Below are 19,131 nucleotides of genomic sequence, written 5' to 3'. Positions count from 1 at the left end.
AAGTTTCCCACGATCCCAGACCCATGCAAATACTACCCTTGACAATTTCCCTTTTTCCTTAACTTGTCACCAATGCCAACCAACTTTGTTTGTAAGGTGTGCAGTCCGCAGCTTACTGCATAGATAATGTAAAAATTGCTTTCTGGCGTAACATCGTTTGCGGTTGCATCGGCATAATATATTTGGATCATGTCAGTGGGATATCTTAAGCTCGCGATTTGGATAGCGAGCTTAAGATATCCCACTATAATTCCGATGCCACCGGATTTGATATAAGTTTTCTTGAATATGCGATCGCACTTGCACCTCAAAACGATTAGTTACGATTTGTTTGCTTTTTTCTTGTGAGCACTCATAATGCACAAGAAACTTTTAAATTTCAACCATATAATACTTCTTCAACAGGCGGCGTCGCGTCTGTGGGGTCGAACTTTTTGATTTTCAAAGCTTGTAGCAAAAACAGCCAGATATAAAGCGGATTCAAAAAAACATACCGCTGCCAAAGGCGCCGAGGTTCTTTCATCATCCGAAACAGCCATTCCAAACCTATTTTAGATAAAAAGTCAGGAGATTTAGCCAAATTACCCGCATGAAAATCGTAAGCAGCACCTACAGCAATCAACGGCATTGATAAGTCGTCCCGGTATTCGTAAGCCCAGACTTCTTGCCGGGGACACCCCAAACCGACAAAAGTAATTGCTGCACCGCTGTTGCGAATTTCCTGTGCAATTTCTTGTTTCTCTTGGGCCGAAACCTGCCTAAATTTAGAAGGCTGAGTTCCAGCAATAATTAACTTGGGAAAACGCTGGCAGAGATTGCGAGATAAAGCTTCCAGTACAGAAGCTTGAGAGCCGTACAAATAGATAGGTAATCCTTCTTCTGCCGCACGTTCGCAGATTTGTAACATCGCATTCGGCCCGCAAACTCGATCGGGCAATTCCGTATGGTAGAGCCAATTTAACGCCCACCTGACCGGCTGTCCGTCTGGCAATACTAAGTCAATGTGATTAATCCGATAACGGTGAGTGCTGTCGAGAACTCCAGTCATTACCCCGTGAACCGCTAGAGCAGAAACAGACAGTGGTTTTCCGGCGCTGGCTGCTGCAATAATTTTGCTAACAGCCGCTTCATAATTAACGGCATTTACTAATATTCCTAGTACATTCTTTTTCCCTTTATCAATCATGGAACACCTCTTTAAGCCAACGCTCGCAGTTACACTCATAAATCTCCCCTAAGATTTCTTTAACCTTGTATTATTCAATCGTTTACCGAAATCCCCAGCCCATTCTTTTTGCCCCGTTCAATCATTAGAATCCTCTTTCAGCCAACGCTCGCGGTTACATTCATAAATCTCCTGTAGGATTTGTTTAACGTTATATTTCATTTTCCAGTTGGGATAGTGACTGGAAAATTTTGAATTGTCGCTAATCCACCAAATGTGATCGCCAATGCGATTTCCTTCAGCATAAGTCCAATTAAACTTGCGTTCCGCAATTGCCTCGCACATCTGGATAGCTTCTAACATCGAACAATTGCTGTACCTGCCTCCTCCTGTATTATAAACTTGGGCGCTTTTGGGAGCTTTATAAAATTCATAAAATGCCGAAATTAAATCAGCGCTATGAATGTTATCGCGAACTTGCTTGCCTTTGTAGCCAAACACGGTGTAAGGAGTTCCCGTGACAGCACACTTCATCAAGTAGGCGAGGAAGCCGTGCAATTGAGCTCCAGAGTGATTTGGACCCGTCAAACAGCCACCGCGAAAACAAGCGGTGTTCATATTAAAATATCGACCGTATTCTTGAACTAAAATATCAGCAGCTACCTTAGAAGCACCAAACAAACTGTGCAGGCACTGATCAATTGACATATCTTCCCGAATACCGCTTTCGTAAGTATGGCCTGGTTCAATTTCCCACCTGTGTTCTAATTCAATTAAAGGCAAATTGTTAGGCGTATCGCCGTATACTTTATTGGTAGAAGTGAAAATGAAAACCGCTTTAGGACAGTACAAGCGAGTTACTTCTAGAAGATTGAGAGTGCCGTTGGCATTGACGGTAAAGTCTATTTTCGGAGCACGGGAAGCCCAATCATGGCTGGGCTGGGCTGCTGTGTGAATTACTAATTCGATCGACTCGCCGTACCGCTGAAAGATATTGGTAATCGCTTCATAGTCGCGAATGTCAACATCTAAGTGATAATACTTGGTACCCAAAGACTTTTCGAGCAGTTGGCGGTTCCAGTTTGTAGAACCATCAGCACCAAAAAAGAACTGGCGCATATTATTGTCGATGCCAACTATATCTAAGCCTTGTTTGGCAAAGAACTTACACGCCTCAGAGCCAATTAAACCCGCCGAGCCAGTAATGATTGCAACGCCCACGTTTCACCGCCTGAAAAAATATAGTTTTCTTTGTTGTGCCCGATCGAACAAATCAGAAGTTATCCTGATTTTCCATCGAATACATCTTCGCACAATTGGGCGAAAAATAGACCTTTAACATTCCAATCATAGATTTCCCTGACGCGCGTTTGACCCGATCGACCCAAGCGCTCTCGCAATTCACGATCTTGCGCTAAACACACTATAGCTTCTGCTAGACCTTGCACCGTGCGATCGGGATCAGTAGCAGCCACTTTAATTCCCGTTTGCTCTGTCACTTGAGTAGCCGGCCCGCCCAAATCCAAACAAATTGTGGGACGGCCAACCCCCATCATTTCCGTGCACACAAAACCACCAGAGTCATGCAAACTCGGATGGAGGAGAACGTGAGAGTCCCCCATTTTAGAAAGAGTTTCAGTGCGAGATAAAGTTCCCCAAAAAAATACTTTATTTGCCAGTCCCAATTCTGTTGCCAAAGCTTCCAAGCGCTGCCTTTCGGGCCCGTCTCCGACAATCCAGTATTCCGATTGTTCCAGCTTCGCCTCCGCAAATGCACGGAGTCCCAAGTGCACCCCTTTCCAGTGTAAGAGACGACCGACACTGATGAATCTAATTGGTTGCTCAGGCGGGGGAGAAAATTTCTCTAGTTCTTGAATTTCCTGCTGTGATAAACCGACTTGCGAGAAAATCTTCACGTTTTTTGCTTTGAGAAATCGCAGTCTGGCTGCGGTTTCTTCCGTAGTTGCCAGCGCCACGGCACTGCGACGCGCCGTCAGACCCACAAAAGGATCTCGTTCTCCTACGCTTTGAGCCAATGCCCGCAGCGTTTCGTAAATTTTGCCCCGGCGGCTAAAATCTTGCCAAAAAGGCTTTGGTGCTGTTTCTGCACCCCCCACAGGCCCCCAAATAAAAGGATGCGGCAACAGCGCCAAGAAACTTGGAGACCAATGTTTGACGTAAGTTACGTGATGAACTATGTCAAAACCAATTTCGCGATCGAGCTTCCGAGCGATAAAATAAGCCCAGATTTGCCACAGATAGTAGTGAAGTTGCAGCAATCCTTGTTTCCCCTTCCAATCTTCGCTCCACCCAAACGGATCAAAATAAACAAAGTGCAGGTTTGGCACTGGGTTCCGCTCTAGTTCTGCTTCAATGTACGATCGACAAAACGTGCGAGTAAATACCCAACTTTCGTGATGTTTAGCAGATTGGATAACCGTATTCCATCCTACTCCCTCTTCCGAGCCGAGATTCGGTTCGCACGCAAAGGCAGATAAAAGAATTTTCATCAACTTTTCTCCAATACTAGCGACGTCACATCTGCTATTAATTTGGCAGCCTTTTCTGGTGTATGTTCAGCGATCAGTTCCTGGGATTTTTGCCCCATCATCACTAACTTTTCGGGGCAATCAATCAAGTCCCGCATCGCGTTTGCAATACCTTCCGACTGATAGGGATCAAAAATATAACCATTTTCACCTTCAACGATCATTTCGCAAGCCCCAGCCCATTTTGAACACAAAACCGGCTTACCAAATGCCATCGCTTCTAGCACCACCATTCCCCAAGTATCTTCTAACGTAGGAAAAACAAACACATCAGCTTCTAGAAAATAAGACCCCAAGTATCCGTATTCTATCCACCCTGTCCAAACAATTTGTTTTTCTAAACCCCATTCTTTTGTAAGAGCTTCTAGTTCCGGTCGCTGTTCTCCGTCTCCAACGATAATGACTGTGTAATTCGAGTATCCTTGGCTTTGCAAAAGTGTGCAAGCTTCTAACAGATTCTTAATCCCTTTGCGAGAAATTACTTGACCCACGCACAAAAAAATTGGGTGGGGAAATGACAAGGATACAGACTTATTATTTTCTAACTTTTGTACCAAAGCTTTAGCATCAGGAACCATGTAAGGTTTAGCAAAGATATTACTTTCGTCGGTCCCAATCACTTCTACCAAATATTCTTTACCTCGGCGACTATTAGAAACAAAGGTATCCGCAAATTTCCCCATCCAGCGTCGAATAGTCGAGCGCACCTTAGAATCTCGAAAGTCTACATTCGGGGAACTACTTTCATAAACTAAAACCACTCGCCATTTCCCTATAGGCTTAAAGATTATAGCTACCAATGTCCAGATCGAAAATCCACTAGCAAAAATGACCTGGGGCTTGAATTTCAAAAGAGGAAAAATAATCCCAGGAGTAGCCTTAATATAACCACGACTGTACCCCGTTTCTATCTTTTGGGTGGTGATGAATTGAGTATCTCCCACAACTTCGACTACTTCTGTACCCGGAGCTTCCGGATCATAGCGAGGCCAGAGGCGACCTGTATAAAAAATCGTGTTCGGAATTAGTTTTTTGAGTTCATGTAAAACCGGCGGCCAATAGGCCCCAAATTCTGCCGAAGGAACGAGCCAAGCGATGCGAAATTCATTTTTGTCAACCATCCTATTCACCTTGAGTTTTGTTTTTAGTCAATCCCAGTTTACTCAACACTGACAACCAAACTAACCTTCGATAAGGTAGCAGCCAATAAATTGGCCACAACAAACCACCATGCTGCTGAGTAAATACTTTCCATTCTCCAGGCGGTTGCAGGGTCGCATCTTTAAAGGATAAACCTTTCGGCGTGCTCATTTTATCTAACCCTTCGCTCAAATTTTTTGCAGCGGTTTTTGTCACCTGTGGGTTTAGGGAACAAGTTCCTAAATGACCGGGAGCAATCCAAACTGTACATCCTTTCTGTCTCGCTCGTAAACCATAATCCCAATCGCCAATATAATGAACAAAAGCAGGATTTAGGTTGCCCACAAGTTGGACGACATTGCGGGGAAGTAGAACGCAGTTGCCATGTATTGTGCTACAAAGTAGAGCTTCTTGAGTTGGTTCTACGAGGCGGTATCGGAAGGGAAGAAGGGGGTGGTCTCGCACCACGCCACCGTAAGTAGTTTTACCCGTTTGGGGATCGCAGGTAGAACCGGAGACGATGGCTTTTGTTTCTCCTTTTTGAGCGAGTTGGTTGCTGGTTGTTAATAAGGTTTTAAGGGCTTCTGGATACATAATTGTATCGTCGTTCAGCCAAAGGTAGTAGTCGGGATCGTCTTTCATGGCTTCGGTGAAAGCAAAGCGCATTCCGCCGTTCCAGAATAAATTGCCATCCCCATGAAAAATCTTGACTTGAGGGTAGGCTTGGTGAACTGCTTCGCTGGTACCGTCGGTACTGGCATCATCTACTATATAGGTGGAAATATCTACATTGGCTGGAAGTGCCTGGTTAAAAAGAGCCTCTAAGCAAGCCAATGTTTTCTGTTTGCGGTTGAAGCAAGTTAAAAGGACGGCGATATTAGTACGGTTCATTCTTCCCTGTGTTGCGGTTTTTAACGATAGGTAAGGCTAAAAGTAACAGTGTTTTATTTGGCCACTTGCTCGGCGGTTGCAACCGCCGCTACAAGAACGAAATTAGGGCTTACGCAGTCGCTCGCCCCTTTCACAAGAGGGCTTTAAGAGTGCCCCACTTAGCCCTGGGGGTCGGGGTATCAAGGTTTGAGAGTTTAAGAGCGTCAGTCTTAGAAGTCTGTCTGGGTAAACTATTGCTGTATTATAGTTGACCCGCGAACTTTTTGGTGATAAATTGGAATTTAGAACTTAAGTTAACAGACCAACCCTGCAAGCTTCCTAGCACATTTATAATGATGAGTTCTACTAAGCAAAAATATTTATAATCCTTGGAGTTAAACAGTTTAAATGCCACATTCTCCGATAAAAACTCCCATTGTTTTCGTTGTCTTCAATCGAGTTGATAATACCGAAAAAGTCTTCGAGGCGATTAGACAAGTTAAGCCGCCTAAGCTGTTAGTAATTGCTGACGGCCCTCGTGCCAACAAACCTGGGGAAGCTGAAAAGTGCGCCGCTGTACGTGCAATTATCGATCGGGTCGATTGGGACTGTGAAGTTCTGAAAAATTATTCAGAGATTAATTTTGGTTGCAAGGATCGCATTTCTAGCGGTTTCGACTGGGTATTTAATACCGTAGAGGAAGCAATTATTTTAGAAGATGACTGTTTGCCCCACCCAGACTTCTTCCCTTTTTGTGAACAGTTATTAGAGCATTATCGAGATGACAAACGGATTATGTCAATCGCTGGTGTAAATTTACAGTTTGGGAGAAAAAGAACAGAAGACAGTTACTATTTTTCGCGTTTTAGTAACTGTTGGGGATGGGCAACTTGGCGCAGAGCATGGCAATACTATGATATTGACATGAAGTTATGGCCTCAACTTCGGGAAGCAGGTTTTCTCGAAAATTTATTAGCTAATCCTCAATCTGTAAAAGTTTGGGATAGTGCTTTTCAAGTTTCCTATGATGGAACTCTCAACAATTGGTTTTTTAGATGGCTTTTTACTTGTTGGGTTCAAAATGGACTTGCTATTATTCCAGAAAAAAATTTAATTTCTAATATTGGATTTGGCAGTCAAGCTACCCATACTTCAGGAGAAGATAGTATATACAGTAATATGCCAACGGAAGCAATAACCTTTCCTTTAAGGCATCCCAACCACGCGATCCGAAATTTTGTAGCCGATCAATTCACTCAAGATACATTTTATGATTATCATCCTCCATTAATCAGGCGTATTAAGAAAAAAATAAATAAGTTATGCGGGAACACAATATTTAACCTTGAATAAGTAATTAGTAACCATGTCTAAAATGTCAACACTTCTCAGTTCTCTACTCAAAAATCCGATCACTGAATATCTGCGATTTTTAGTCAATTGGTGGAAGAACAAGTTTAAATATGATAACTTTTATCAAGACTATATGGCTTTGGTTACCAATTCAACTATCAGTCACAATGTTAGTGTGTCTAGTCGCGTAGCCATAAAAGATTCTGTCATTGGTTCTTACACTTATGTGCGCGATAATACGCGAATTTTCAATGGTGTTGTCGGCAATTTTTGTTCGATTGGGCCCAACTGCATCATTCGCTTAGGCGTACATCCTGTAGGAAATTTTGTTTCAAGCCATCCGATATTTTATTCGCCCAAGATGCTAGTAGGGACAACCTTTGTAGACAAAAAATATTTTGAAGAAGAGGAAAAAACTGTCCATATAGGTAATGATGTTTGGATTGGCTCAAATGTTATTGTTGTAGATGGTGTAACTATTGGTGATGGAGCCATCATCGCAGCCGGAGCCGTTGTCACCAAAGATGTGCCACCTTATGCTATCTGTGGAGGAATTCCCGCCAAACTTATTCGCTATAGGTTTGATGAACAAAAGATTGATTTTCTGCTGAAGTTTAAGTGGTGGGACAAGGATGAACAATGGTTGAGAAAAAATGTCAAAGACTTTCACAACATTGACAAGTTCATCCATATTTATAATACGGAAAATAGTTGAATGCTAACCGATTCGGTATTATGTCTAAGTAGCCGGACGTTATATAACATCAGCAGTCATCTGGGATTTAAATTTAGACCACTTGAGAAGCATTACAGCCGCTATGAATGCCAGTGTATCATTGCTAGTCTGATACGGCAAAAATCTATAGCGAAAAGTAGCCATTCTCGGGTCGCTTTCTTGGTATAAAATATCTTGGGCAAAGTTTCCCCACCGCTCATCTATCAAATCAATTGTCATACCAGCATGACCAGACGGTAGCAACATATTGGAGCCGTGAAGACCAATTATTAAGCGGCTCTCTGAATAAAGGTGACAAATCTCCTTTTCAGTTTTTTCATTAAAACTATCCACCCTGTAATCTTTAATCCATTCTGGAAACTTAGTTTTTGTCCCCAGACCAGCCACTGCAAATTGTGCTTCTGGTACTTGCAACCTGATCTTCTCAAATAACTGCTGAATTTTTAAATTTTGCAATCGCAGTGACATTGCTTGTTGATCTATTTTTCTAAGCACTCGAAACAGCAAACGGTTAACTAATAAACGATCTTCGCGCCAAATAAAAGTAATTTTGATTTCTTTGTTCTCAAAGTTATGTTTGGGAACTCTAGTAAAGCGCGTGATGTCGAACTGACTGGGATGAGAATGGGCTTCGCTGACATAAATTTCATCAAAGCGTTTAGTTTCTTCTTCAACAAACTCGGCGAAACTGGGATAGTAATTCTGACCATTTTTTAAAGACATAGGCACTGTCCAGATTTCTGCAACTTCATCGGGAACCATCCACCTTAAGAACTTAGGAACTATCACAACTAACCCGTAGTCAGAATTGCATTCTAAGTGCCTTTGTGCATTTAGCAACTTGAGCAGGGAGTGACCATAAAGATGATCGATACAGTTTAAGATAATTACCCGATTGCAGGGTTTAAAAATTTCTTTTACAATCTCAAGTTGTTCCGGTTGAGGATTTTGGAGTGAATAGAGTAATGGTTTGCCTAACCATTCCTTTTTGTAAGTATCGGCTGCAAAAACTTCTCCTTTTATTAAATTAACTTGGATGTAGTTTTTCACTCCATGACCTACTCTCAAATCGTCGATTATCTCGCTGCCGCATCCCTCGCACTTAGAGTCTAGAATAATGTGGATACCGTGCCACAGAACATTTTTGGGATGAAGTTCTGTTCCACAATAGGGGCAATTCGATCGCTGTTCGATTTTAGGTTTAATTTGAATCACTTTATTAATCCTCTGATTCTACAAGCTGCCTTGTATAAGTTAAGCGATCGCCAGATGAAATTCCCGAAGGGGCGCAATTCCTTAATCAAGAAATTCACTAATATAATCACGTAAAAATAAGTTATAAGAGTAGCTGCAGTTGCTCCAAAAGCTCCATACTTAGGAATCAAAAAAAAGTTCAACGCTACATTGAAAATAGATCCGACTACAGTTAAGTAAAGGCCGTAGCGCAACTGACCTTCTATGTTCAAATATGTACTCCGTGCTACTCCAAAATTACTGCCAAATTGCGCCCAAACGTAGAGAGCCAGTACCGCTGCTGACTGTGCATATTTTTCACCGTAAAGCAGATGCACTATCCAGGGAGAAAGTAATGATATCGGTATGGCCACCCCCAACCATAAAAATATCATAATATCCGAGTAAATTTGAAATTTATTTAGATATTCTTCATAATTTGTCTTTCTCAAATTCGCTAATTTGGGAAAAATAGAGCTTGATATGATCATCGGCAAAAAATCGCAGATTTCCGAAATTTTAACAGCCGCAGCATAATAGCCCAGTTGAGCATTTTGATTCATGGCGCCGAGCATTATCTGATCGGTTTTTGAGTACACATAAACTGCCAATCCCGACAAAATTATCGGCCAGCTCTCCGAGAGCAGTTCCTTACACCGTTCCCAACTAAAATGCCAATCCTTAATTTTATTCCCCGTAAGCTTATAAAAATATACATAAGCGATTCCTACCAATGCCACCTCTCCCAATCGAACCCAGGCGAAGGCAAGCAGGGGGGCTTTAATTGTCACTAACCCAATTCTGACAGCAGCAACTAAAAAACATACCGAATTTTTAGCCAACACTGTATATTTTGACTGGATTTGGGACTGAAACCAAAAATTGATAGCCTCAAAAGCATTAAAGATAGTTCCTGCTGCGATGATACCTACCAGCCACCGAGTCAGAGTGTCGTTGGGCTTGAGTAGCGCAATCACGGTGACAGTTAACAACAAAGTGATGCAGCCACCAGTAAATTGCAGTCCGAAGGCTGTTCCCAGAGTCTCATTTTTGCATTCTGGGTCGCGAGCGATATTCCTCACTACCAGAGTACCCAACCCCATCGTTGCCACTGAACTAAACAGCGACACAAAGGCGATCGCGTAGTTGAGCAATCCAAATTGTGTCGGACCAAGATAGCGAGCCACCCAAAGGCCTACAAACAGGCCTAGACCCATCTGCAAGATTTGGTCAGTGAACAGCCAAGCTATGTTGCTGAGTACCTGGCGCAGACTAGGGCCGAGCCTTTGACTGACCGCAGTTAACTTATCTAGCATCAGAATATTTTAAATCTTTACAAAACACAAACGCGGTTCTGGCAGGGTCGGCAATCTTGCAAAATTAGACTGGTTGATCCTATAACAACATACCACAACTTGAGGGAGCGTCTTAATGAAAGCAGCCAACCTAGAAATTGGAGTTTGGAGGTAGAAGGAAAGAGGAAGAAGGAAGGAGTCAGAAGAAGTGTTTTTACAAATATGAGATGTTCCCCTACTTGACCCACGATCCGCCCAATGGTTACTTCAATGGACAGTGTGAGCTAAAGAACGCCTTTGAGGGTTACTGGTGCTACTGTTAGAACTATTGTTAGCATTATCTATCGCAAGTCGAACCGTCAACATTGCGTAACTCAGCCAAGGATTTGCTATCTCTATAATATAACCTTCTGTGATGTTGCTTATAATAATAGACACTAGAAAACAAATAGGCATTCCCGCTTCTTCCAGAGTGCTACGACTCAAATACCGAACTGCGTAAGCTAAATTGAGTACCAAGGAAGTCATCATTAAAATTAATCCCGGCCAACCGAAGGCTAACAAGATCCCGATGGCGCCATTGTGAGGATTTTTCGGTTGAAATCCATTTGGAGTATAAATAAAATAAGCAGGAGTACCCGCTCCTAGCTTATCTTGTTGAAAAAATCCATCGTATCCGTAGCCAAACCAGGGACGCTGATTGACCGCAGCCACTAACTGTGGCCAGAATTCTGTCCGCCCAGTTAGAGTCAAGTCCTTGCCTAACCCACCTACAATAATATCCTCTAGGTTGTCTACTACAAAAACAGTCATAATTATGCTGACCACCAGGAAACATATAATCGCAGTAAATGCCCACTGAAAACTTAATTTTTTTAGAAAATTTAGTGACGACACTGCCATTATTAATATGATAGTAATCACTAGAGCAGATCCCGATTTATTAGCCCTTACTAGGTAAAACGAAAAGAACATCATTCCCAAAGAAATCCAGCGCTCTTTCTGAGTTTTAGCTCCTTGAAAATAATGCAAATACCAAAATGCCGTACAGAGAGCTAAGACTCCCCCCAAAGAATTTTTAGATTGGGTTAAGCCGACAAAATCGCCTGATCCAGGGGGTTCTATTACGAAACTTGCCAAACCTATTGCCGTGTATCCCCACCGCCAGAAACGAGATAAATCCTCCCATTTATATTGGGCTGCAATGTAAAACCCGAAAGCAGTAAATCCTGAAAAAGCTAGGCCTGCTCTTAGCGTTGCTTCAGGAACTAGAGACCATAATGTAGACAGTAATGGCAGTAATATATAAAGTAAGAAAAAAGGATTCATTGTCAATATTTTGGCAAAAATTTCTATAAAATTGCTACTAAATTTTTTAATTCTTGAAATTAAAATAAATACTACCCAGGGGTAAAAAAAATAAGGTATGAGTTTTAATATGCCACCTTCTGGATCTTTCAAGTTGACAAAATGCAAGTAATTAAAAGGAGGTTGTATCAGAAAGGGAGAGATGAAAATATAAAGACCAGCAAAGCTTTTTTCTAAAGCTAAACCTATTTTTTTAGAGCTAGCAAATTGAAATAATAGTATAGTGGCTATCGCGACTATAGCAAGTAGCATCCATGTCAATGAAGAACTACCTAAAATCAGCTCTTTCAGCATATTTGGTAGAGACACTGGTTCAGTCATAATTGCTTTCCTTTATCCCAAACAAGACAAAATTATCTAGATATAAAATATAGCCATCAACCCGGAACCACGCTAACACAGAAATTAGGGATCAAGCAAAAATACAGCATCGTTTTTTCGGCGATAGCTTAAAATAATGAGCTTTTTGCCCAGCACTAAAAAGGCTACACTTATATAAATCATAGTCAATAAAATTAGGTGGTGTATGGTTAACACCCATTTTCCAAGACAGATAGCCCGGTCGGTTGTGGGTGTTGTCTTGTTTGCTTCCAGTGTCCTCGCTGATGCCAGAAGCACCCCGGCACAACTTCCCATCCCGCTAGGCGCACAGCAAGCCCAGAACGTTGCGCCCGTTACGAGATCGCCGGAAAGCTATAAACTCGGGGGCGGCGATCGCATCCAAGTAGAAATACTCGAAGTACCCGAACTCAGCCGCGGCTACGAAGTCCTTTCCGACGGTTCAGTCAACCTGCCCTTAATCGGCTTGATCTCCGTCCGCGGCCGCACCTTAGTAGAAGCCACCAACATCATCCGCAACGCCTACCGCCGCGTCCTCAAAGACCCCATAGTCACAGTCAGCCTCGTCGCCGCCCGCCCCCTCAACGTCGGCGTCATCGGAGAAGTCACCAGGCCCGGAAACTTCATCATTACCCTAACTCCTGGTCCGGGAGCCTCGCCGAGTGTCCAGTACCCCACCGTCACCCAAGCGATCAGACTAGCAGAAGGCGTCACGGGTGTCGCCGACATTCGCAACATCCGTGTCCGCCGTCCCCAACGAGACGGCCCCGATCAAGTCCTCAACGTCAACCTGTGGAAATTCTTGCAAGAAGGAGACATCTCTCAAGACATCATTTTGCAAGACAGAGACACAATCGTGATCCCCACAGTCGCCAACTTCAACCAAGCAGAAGCTCGTCAATTTGCGACGGCCAACTTTTCGCCACCCCCAGAAAAACCTCGATCGATCTCCATCGTGGGTCAAGTCACCCGCCCTGGGGCTTACGTCGTGATCGGTGGCAACACCACAAACGACCTCAGCCGCGAAGGTTTCCCCACCGTCATCCGGGCGATTCAGCTAGCCGGCGGCATCACATCCGATGCCGACATCCGGCAAATCCAAGTGCGGCGCGTCACCAGAAGCGGCGAACAAATTATCCCAGTCAACCTGTGGCAGTTCCTAGAGTCCGGCGACGGTGCCCAAGATACAATCCTCCAGCAGGGAGACACGATCATCGTTCCCAAAGCTACGATCGTCAACCCTGCAGAAGCTGGCGTACTCGCGAGCACTAACTTTGCCCCTGTCGCCATTAACGTTTATGTAGTAGGAGAACTCAGAACATCCCTCGATCCCTTGAGGCTCCCAGCTAATGCCACACTGAATCAAGCTTTAGTTTCCAGAGGATTTTTTGGCTACGAGAATACCAGAGCTAGGAGGGATAAAGTTGAGCTAGTCCGCCTCAATAACGATGGTACAGCTACTAAACGGACGATCGAAGTCAATTTAACTCAAGGAATTAACGAAGAAACCAATCCTCAACTTCGCAACAACGACATGATTATCGTATCTCGCAGGGGTCTCGTCAATTTTGTCGATCGCATGAACGCTGTAATCGGACCTGTCGGGCCAGCTACGGGAGTGTTAAATTTTATAAACGTTCTCCGATTTTTATTCAGGTAAGAAGGCGGCGGGTGAGGTGGATAATTCCTGGCAAAGGCTAGAATAAACGAAACAATAAGATTACCCAGCCGCGACCTGGCCTCTTCAAAAATATCAACCTCAAAAATATCAACCTCAAAAATACCCAGGCTGAATATGGATAGCAGACAAGATTATCAACCCTTCAAACCCAAATCGAATGGCAAGCTGCCGGAGTTAGCAGCTCAGAACTACAGATCTCACTTCGTAGAGGAGAGAGAAGAAGAAAAGCTAGACTTGTCCTGGTTGTTAGGGGTCGTGCGCCGTCGCTTCCTGGTCATGGCAGCAGCCACCATTGCTTTGAGCGCCCTGGCAGGAACAGCGATCGTCCTCACGTCTAAACAGATTACGATCGAGTATGAAGGCTCCTTTTCCCTGTTAGTAGAACCAGCCACGGCTGAAGGTTTGCAATCCAAACAATTAAACAACACCCAATCTGCAGACTTAGCAAGAATTAATATAGAAGGAATTAGCCTACTAGACTACGAAACCCAAATTAGGATTTTGCGAAGTCCCAGAATGATGCAGCCAGTGATTGAGGAATTGCGGGCTTCGTATCCCAAAATGAACTATAGCGAACTGATATCAAAAATGTCGATCCAGCGCATCAGCTACACGAAAGATGGCAAACAGCAAGGCACAAAAATTTTACAAGTTCGCTACAAAGATTCAGACCAAAAAAAGATTTACCGCGTATTGGAGAAAATTTCTAAAGCTTATCTAGATTACAGCTTGCAGCAACGGCTGATGGGCATTAATCAAGGTATTAAGTTTATAGATACGGAGATGCCCAAGCTCCGAGAAAGAGTGGAAGTTCTGCAACTGCAAGTCCAAAGACTGCGGCAGCAGAGCAACTTGTTTGAACCTCAGATGGAGGGGAAATCTCTCTCTGAACAAGTTCAAAGCATTCGAGGTAAGCAAGTAGAAATTAGAGTTCAGCTAAAAGGGATGCGAAACCTCTATCAAAGCTATGAAAAACTACTCAACGAAAATAATCCCCAGGGGCTGCTGATGACCCAAGGACAAGCTTACGCCGGACTCTTAGGTCAAATTCAGAGAATTGACTCGGAATTGTCATTAAAATTAGCTCAGTATAGAGAAGACAGTTTGCCAGTTTTAGCGTTGCGAAAAAGTCGGGAAGAACTGATTTTAACCGCCACTCAACAAGCAAGAAAAGTGGTGATGGGAAATTTAGAGACCCAGATCAAAGAAGTTGAAGCGCGCGATCGCGAAATGACCGCTTCGCAAAATGCTCTCAACCAAAAAATTAGAAATTTTTCAGTCACAACTCGACAATACGACAATTTACAGCGGGAACTGCAAGTAGTTACTAAAAGTTTTTCGGACTTCTTAGCAAAACGAGAAGCGTTGCGGATCGATGCAGCTCAGCAGCAAATCCCCTGGGTGCTGATCAATCCTCCGGAAATTCCGCTAGACAAATACGGCAACCCTATAACAGCTACCATCAAACAAACCAAAAAACAGTTAGCGCTGGCAGTAATTTTAAGCACTCTCCTGGGTATAGCAGTCGGCTTGCTGGTAGAGGTACTAAATACTGTGTTCCACACTCCAGAATCACTGAGAATCGCCACAAGATTGCCAATACTCGGGGTGATTCCGTTTACCAAAAAAGTCAAGCGCAGACCGCCAGCCAGACAGAGGAAACTAACATCGGCTCGATCGAACTCGAAAGTGGAAGTAGTCGAACCGGGCGAACCTAGAGATACTGGTTCGATGAGCGGGGGGCCAAGTATTTTGAGCGACTTGGACTATCAATTTTTAGAAGCATTTCGATCGCTATACACGAACATTCACTTGCTGAGTGCAGGCAGGGCAATTCGATCGCTCTTAGTTGGTTCAGCCGTAGCCGGAGACGGCAAATCTACAGTAGCTTTGAACCTTGCAGCCACAGCAGCAGCAGTCGGACAGCGAGTATTGTTAGTAGATGCAGATTTGCGATGCCCGCAACTGCACACTAAATTAGGACTGCCAAACGTGCGTGGCCTAGGCGATGCCATCTCCACAGATCTCAGCCTCAACGACGCGATTCAACGAGCCCCGAACCAAGAAAATTTGTTTGTACTTACCGCAGGCCAAATTCCTCCCGATCCGATCAAGCTTCTTTCTTCCAAAAAAATGCAGTATCTGATGGAGCAATTTCAAGCATTTTTTGACTTAGTAATTTATGACACCCCGCCACTAGCAGGCTTAGCAGACACCCACTTGATCGCAGCTCACACAGACGCTACGATTATGGTCGTCCAAATTGGGCAAACCGACCGATCGCAAGTTCGCAAAGTTTTAGAAGAATTAAAAATTTCTGGAGCTTCCGTTTTGGGAATCGTTGCTAATGGCTGCAAAAACACCGGTCACAGCTACCGCCAGCGCCCGATCGTTTTAGAGAGGGTCTACGACCAAAAACTATCGGCTTTAGGTACGAAAAATCCTAATTAGACAAATGTTGATGCAGGCGGCAGAGCGCCGCCGTCCTCAAGGGGAAACGCACAACCAAGCTATACCCTGATTTTTTGATAATAGTACCATTTGAGAAAGAAAATGATAGACTAACGGACATAGCCTCGTGTGTCAACCGAGATTGCGCGGATCTTTAAATTTGGCGGTAATTACTCAGAAAATGATTGAGAAATCAGCAAAAGTGGGTAAACTACATTTAGCAGAGCGCAATCTCAATCAGGAAAAGACACCTTTGAAGGTGAACGTTAGTGTAAACGTTAATGAGAACGTTTCAACCCAGAAACTTGGTAGGGATTATTCTATGAGTACAGTTATGGTTGTTGATGATAGCGTCACTCTGCGGGAGATGATCGCCGACTTGCTCAAAGGTAGAGGGCTCAACGTCACGGTAGCGAGTGATGGCGTAGAAGCTCTAGAGCAAATCAAGGCTAACCGCCCAGATTTAGTCGTTCTGGATATCGTGATGCCCCGGATGAACGGCTACGAAGTCTGTCGTCGGCTCAAAAGCGACCCTAAAACCCAAAATTTGCCGGTGGTAATGTGTTCGAGCAAAAGCGAAGAGTTCGATCGCTATTGGGGAATGAAACAAGGAGCAGACGCTTACATCGCCAAGCCATTTCACCCTCAAGAATTGGTCGGCACTATTAAGCAACTGCTGCGAGGTTGAGGTGGAGGAATAGGGACAGGAAAAAAATTGTCTTCAGCGCTGATTATTTCTGCTCCCGCAGCCTCTCTAAACTACTCGATTGACAATAGTCCAAACATCCCCGTCCGATCGCACGTAGGGAACAGAAATACTTTTAAAACCAGTAATAAAAGGTTTGTAATAAACCTGCCAGTAGCTGGGACTAATTTGGTCGGCGATAGCTTTGAGTCCCTTCACTTCCGCCGCCAGTTCCGCCGCCAGTTCATTAATCCGTTCCGCGTGTCCCTGAGCAAGCACTCTTCCTTCTTCAACTTGCTCCTCCATCGGAGTGATTCTTTGCAACTTTACCGACTGCTGCTGTTTCTGACTCAGTTGAGCAGACAGAGCCGCGATCGCGTCATCTATCCCCTTGACTTCTGCCGACACTTGTGCTGTTTCCCTCGCGTGACGCCGATAAGCATCGGCGATGGCTTGGGGCGAATCACCGGCTGGGACAACATCGGCAATACTAAGCTGCTGGCGTTCCAGGCGCAATTCCTCAATTTGAGAGTAGATTGCCTCTATATCAGTCTGAAGTTTGTCCACCTAATTATTACCGCGTGGTTGTTGGATATTTTAGCATATTAACACAAACCAATTACCTAATCGGCATAGAAATTGCATATTTTAGGAGAGCTAGAAGCAAAGCCCCACAAGCAGAACTGGAAGAGTTTGAAAAATACAAATTTTTATATTTTTCAATTTATCGATTTCCGTCGATATCCAGTCGGGTTAATCACGATCGTGTACGGTATCAGCATTATAGATTGGTAGTGAGGAAGGCAAGTACGAGCGAATTTTATGATGATTAAAGTCGTCAATACAAGCACAATTTCCAATTAATTCCAATTTACCACTTTCCAATTACCAATTCCCAATGATTAAGAGATTTTTTTAAGTTATTAAGCTGTTGCACATTTAAACTGTGATAAAAGCATTGCCCTTATTTTTGATTTTGCGCCCCCATTTAATTATTAATTAATTAATTCTCCTTCATTTAAGAGGCGATGCCATAAACAGGGCGAACGCATCTAAATTTCATGTTAACAGAATCTGGTATAGCGGTTCTCAAGCGTGGTGAGGTATGGGGGCGAGTCCTATGCCCTATGCTCTATGCCCTATGAGCACCTCATGTTACTGAGAAAGGCTATATATTGGAGAAAAATTATTGAGTAACTACAAAATATTTAATTAGGGTTTACCTGTATGGATCTCAAACCTAAAATCACCATCGCCGACCATTTTACCGACTTATAATATCCAAGAATTGAGCGAAGGAAACATCATCATCAATTAATATTATCACCCTCTCAATTTGTGCCGTGATTTGTGGTGTTGATACATGGGTGAATATTGAAAGTTACAGGCGAGCTAAATACGAATGGTTAAATAAAATTTTATAATTACCGAATGGCATACCTTCACATGGCACAATTGCGCGAGGATTTTTTCGCCTAAAACCGGAGCAATTTCAGAAATATTTTTTGAGCTGGATTCAATGTATTAGTTGCTTCAATCCAGGAGAAGTAATCGCAATTGATGGCAAAAGTCTTCGCCATTCTTACGAGCGGGGAGGAGATAAAAAAGCAATTCATGTGCTCCTGGGGGGGTGACGAAGAGGTCTACGAGATAGAGTTTATAAGGGTTGCAGCCCGCATACCTTGTTGATAAAAGCGGCGTTTAGAAGGAGTTAACTTCATTAACTGTTCCACCTCTAAAGAATATTGTTCTAGATAATTAACCCACTTTTCTCCATCCTTACCAACACCAAATGTACTCCGTCTGCGATATTTTTTCTTGGGTTCTTTGCGACGAGATACATATTTTTGTACCTGCTTTTTCTTCAGTTCAGTGCCTTGAAATATTGCCCAAGTGTACGCCAGTGTCATGAGCCAAATCATGTTAATAAGTCGGTTCCCTTTGAGGCTTGTTCCTTCCAGATCGTAGCCTCCTGTTTTACAATCTCGAAACATTTCTTCGATACCCATCCGCTGCTTATAAGCATTGAGCGCTGCTCGCAATGAGCTTAAGTCCGTGAGAATAAACCAGGCTTCTTTAACTTGATATTTCCCATAGTTCCTTTTCCACTTACAAGCAAGCTCAAACCCGGTAGTAGGCAGAGTTTTCCTCACTCTTTTCCCTTGCACATACAAACAAGTTCCGGGTACTAAGCTGTTGTGCATTTAAAACGCATAGTGGTATAATATAACATAATGATATTCAGACAAAGTGAATGCCTGCTAAA

General features: G+C 43.4%; 16 protein-coding genes. 6 read left to right on the top strand and 10 right to left on the bottom strand.

Features of this window, described 5'->3' with window-relative positions:
* Positions 1-379 precede the first annotated feature (379 nt).
* From Q5691_RS25235 to Q5691_RS25215, 5 genes are all read right to left on the bottom strand, one after another.
* Positions 380-1,225: a WecB/TagA/CpsF family glycosyltransferase gene (locus tag Q5691_RS25235; protein ID WP_333211216.1), complete on the bottom strand. Its 846-nt coding sequence runs from the start codon at positions 1,223-1,225 to the stop codon at positions 380-382.
* A gap of 78 nt (positions 1,226-1,303) precedes the next feature.
* Positions 1,304-2,386, bottom strand: coding sequence for an NAD-dependent epimerase/dehydratase family protein (locus tag Q5691_RS25230; RefSeq protein WP_333211217.1), 1,083 nt, complete (start codon positions 2,384-2,386; stop codon positions 1,304-1,306).
* Between the two features lie 59 nt (positions 2,387-2,445).
* Entirely contained in the window at positions 2,446-3,675 is a 1,230-nt protein-coding gene (locus Q5691_RS25225) for a glycosyltransferase (protein ID WP_333211218.1), read from the bottom strand.
* Positions 3,675-4,835: a glycosyltransferase family 4 protein gene (locus tag Q5691_RS25220; protein ID WP_333347797.1), complete on the bottom strand. Its 1,161-nt coding sequence runs from the start codon at positions 4,833-4,835 to the stop codon at positions 3,675-3,677. Before Q5691_RS25220 ends, Q5691_RS25225 begins: the two co-directional genes overlap by 1 nt.
* A gap of 1 nt (position 4,836) precedes the next feature.
* A complete protein-coding gene (locus Q5691_RS25215) occupies positions 4,837-5,745 on the bottom strand; it encodes a glycosyltransferase family 2 protein (protein WP_333211221.1) in 909 nt (302 codons plus the stop codon).
* Between the two features lie 387 nt (positions 5,746-6,132).
* Here Q5691_RS25215 and Q5691_RS25210 point away from each other — a divergent pair, with 387 nt between their 5' ends.
* Positions 6,133-7,077: a glycosyltransferase family 2 protein gene (locus tag Q5691_RS25210; protein WP_333211223.1), complete on the top strand. Its 945-nt coding sequence runs from the start codon at positions 6,133-6,135 to the stop codon at positions 7,075-7,077.
* Between the two features lie 13 nt (positions 7,078-7,090).
* The gene (locus Q5691_RS25205) at positions 7,091-7,792 is read left to right on the top strand and encodes a CatB-related O-acetyltransferase (RefSeq protein WP_333211225.1); all 702 of its coding nucleotides are present in this window, start codon (positions 7,091-7,093) and stop codon (positions 7,790-7,792) included.
* A 39-nt stretch (positions 7,793-7,831) separates the two neighbouring features.
* Here Q5691_RS25205 and Q5691_RS25200 read toward each other — a convergent pair whose 3' ends face one another.
* The 3 genes from Q5691_RS25200 to Q5691_RS25190 form a co-directional block, all read right to left on the bottom strand.
* On the bottom strand, positions 7,832-8,863 hold the full coding sequence (locus tag Q5691_RS25200) for a hypothetical protein (RefSeq protein WP_333307707.1): 1,032 nt from the start codon (positions 8,861-8,863) through the stop codon (positions 7,832-7,834).
* 161 nt (positions 8,864-9,024) lie between these two features.
* Complete coding sequence (locus Q5691_RS25195) at positions 9,025-10,362, bottom strand: flippase (protein WP_333211229.1); 1,338 nt, start codon at positions 10,360-10,362, stop codon at positions 9,025-9,027.
* Between the two features lie 246 nt (positions 10,363-10,608).
* The gene (locus Q5691_RS25190; RefSeq protein ID WP_333347794.1) at positions 10,609-12,030 is read right to left on the bottom strand and encodes an O-antigen ligase family protein; all 1,422 of its coding nucleotides are present in this window, start codon (positions 12,028-12,030) and stop codon (positions 10,609-10,611) included.
* 205 nt (positions 12,031-12,235) lie between these two features.
* Here Q5691_RS25190 and Q5691_RS25185 point away from each other — a divergent pair, with 205 nt between their 5' ends.
* From Q5691_RS25185 to Q5691_RS25175, 3 genes are all read left to right on the top strand, one after another.
* Positions 12,236-13,708, top strand: a complete 1,473-nt coding sequence (locus Q5691_RS25185; protein ID WP_333347792.1) for a polysaccharide biosynthesis/export family protein — start codon at positions 12,236-12,238, stop codon at positions 13,706-13,708.
* 135 nt (positions 13,709-13,843) lie between these two features.
* The gene (locus Q5691_RS25180) at positions 13,844-16,180 is read left to right on the top strand and encodes a polysaccharide biosynthesis tyrosine autokinase (protein ID WP_333307702.1); all 2,337 of its coding nucleotides are present in this window, start codon (positions 13,844-13,846) and stop codon (positions 16,178-16,180) included.
* A 322-nt stretch (positions 16,181-16,502) separates the two neighbouring features.
* Entirely contained in the window at positions 16,503-16,868 is a 366-nt protein-coding gene (locus Q5691_RS25175; protein ID WP_039886668.1) for a response regulator transcription factor, read from the top strand.
* Positions 16,869-16,934: 66 nt separating this feature from the next.
* Here the strand turns inward: Q5691_RS25175 and Q5691_RS25170 are convergent, their stop codons facing one another.
* Positions 16,935-17,432: a hypothetical protein gene (locus Q5691_RS25170; RefSeq protein ID WP_333216787.1), complete on the bottom strand. Its 498-nt coding sequence runs from the start codon at positions 17,430-17,432 to the stop codon at positions 16,935-16,937.
* A gap of 746 nt (positions 17,433-18,178) precedes the next feature.
* Here Q5691_RS25170 and Q5691_RS27810 point away from each other — a divergent pair.
* Positions 18,179-18,289, top strand: a complete 111-nt coding sequence (locus tag Q5691_RS27810) for a transposase family protein (RefSeq protein WP_445304750.1) — start codon at positions 18,179-18,181, stop codon at positions 18,287-18,289.
* 219 nt (positions 18,290-18,508) lie between these two features.
* Here the strand turns inward: Q5691_RS27810 and Q5691_RS25160 are convergent, their stop codons facing one another.
* Positions 18,509-19,069, bottom strand: coding sequence for a transposase (locus Q5691_RS25160; protein ID WP_333347789.1), 561 nt, complete (start codon positions 19,067-19,069; stop codon positions 18,509-18,511).
* Between the last annotated feature and the right edge of the window lie 62 nt (positions 19,070-19,131).

The sequence above is a fragment of the Microcoleus sp. w1-18aA5 genome, assembly GCF_036701705.1.
Lineage (GTDB): Bacteria > Cyanobacteriota > Cyanobacteriia > Cyanobacteriales > Microcoleaceae > Microcoleus.
Note: the sequence above shows the minus strand (reverse complement) of the source record. Positions and strands in the feature narration are given on the sequence as shown.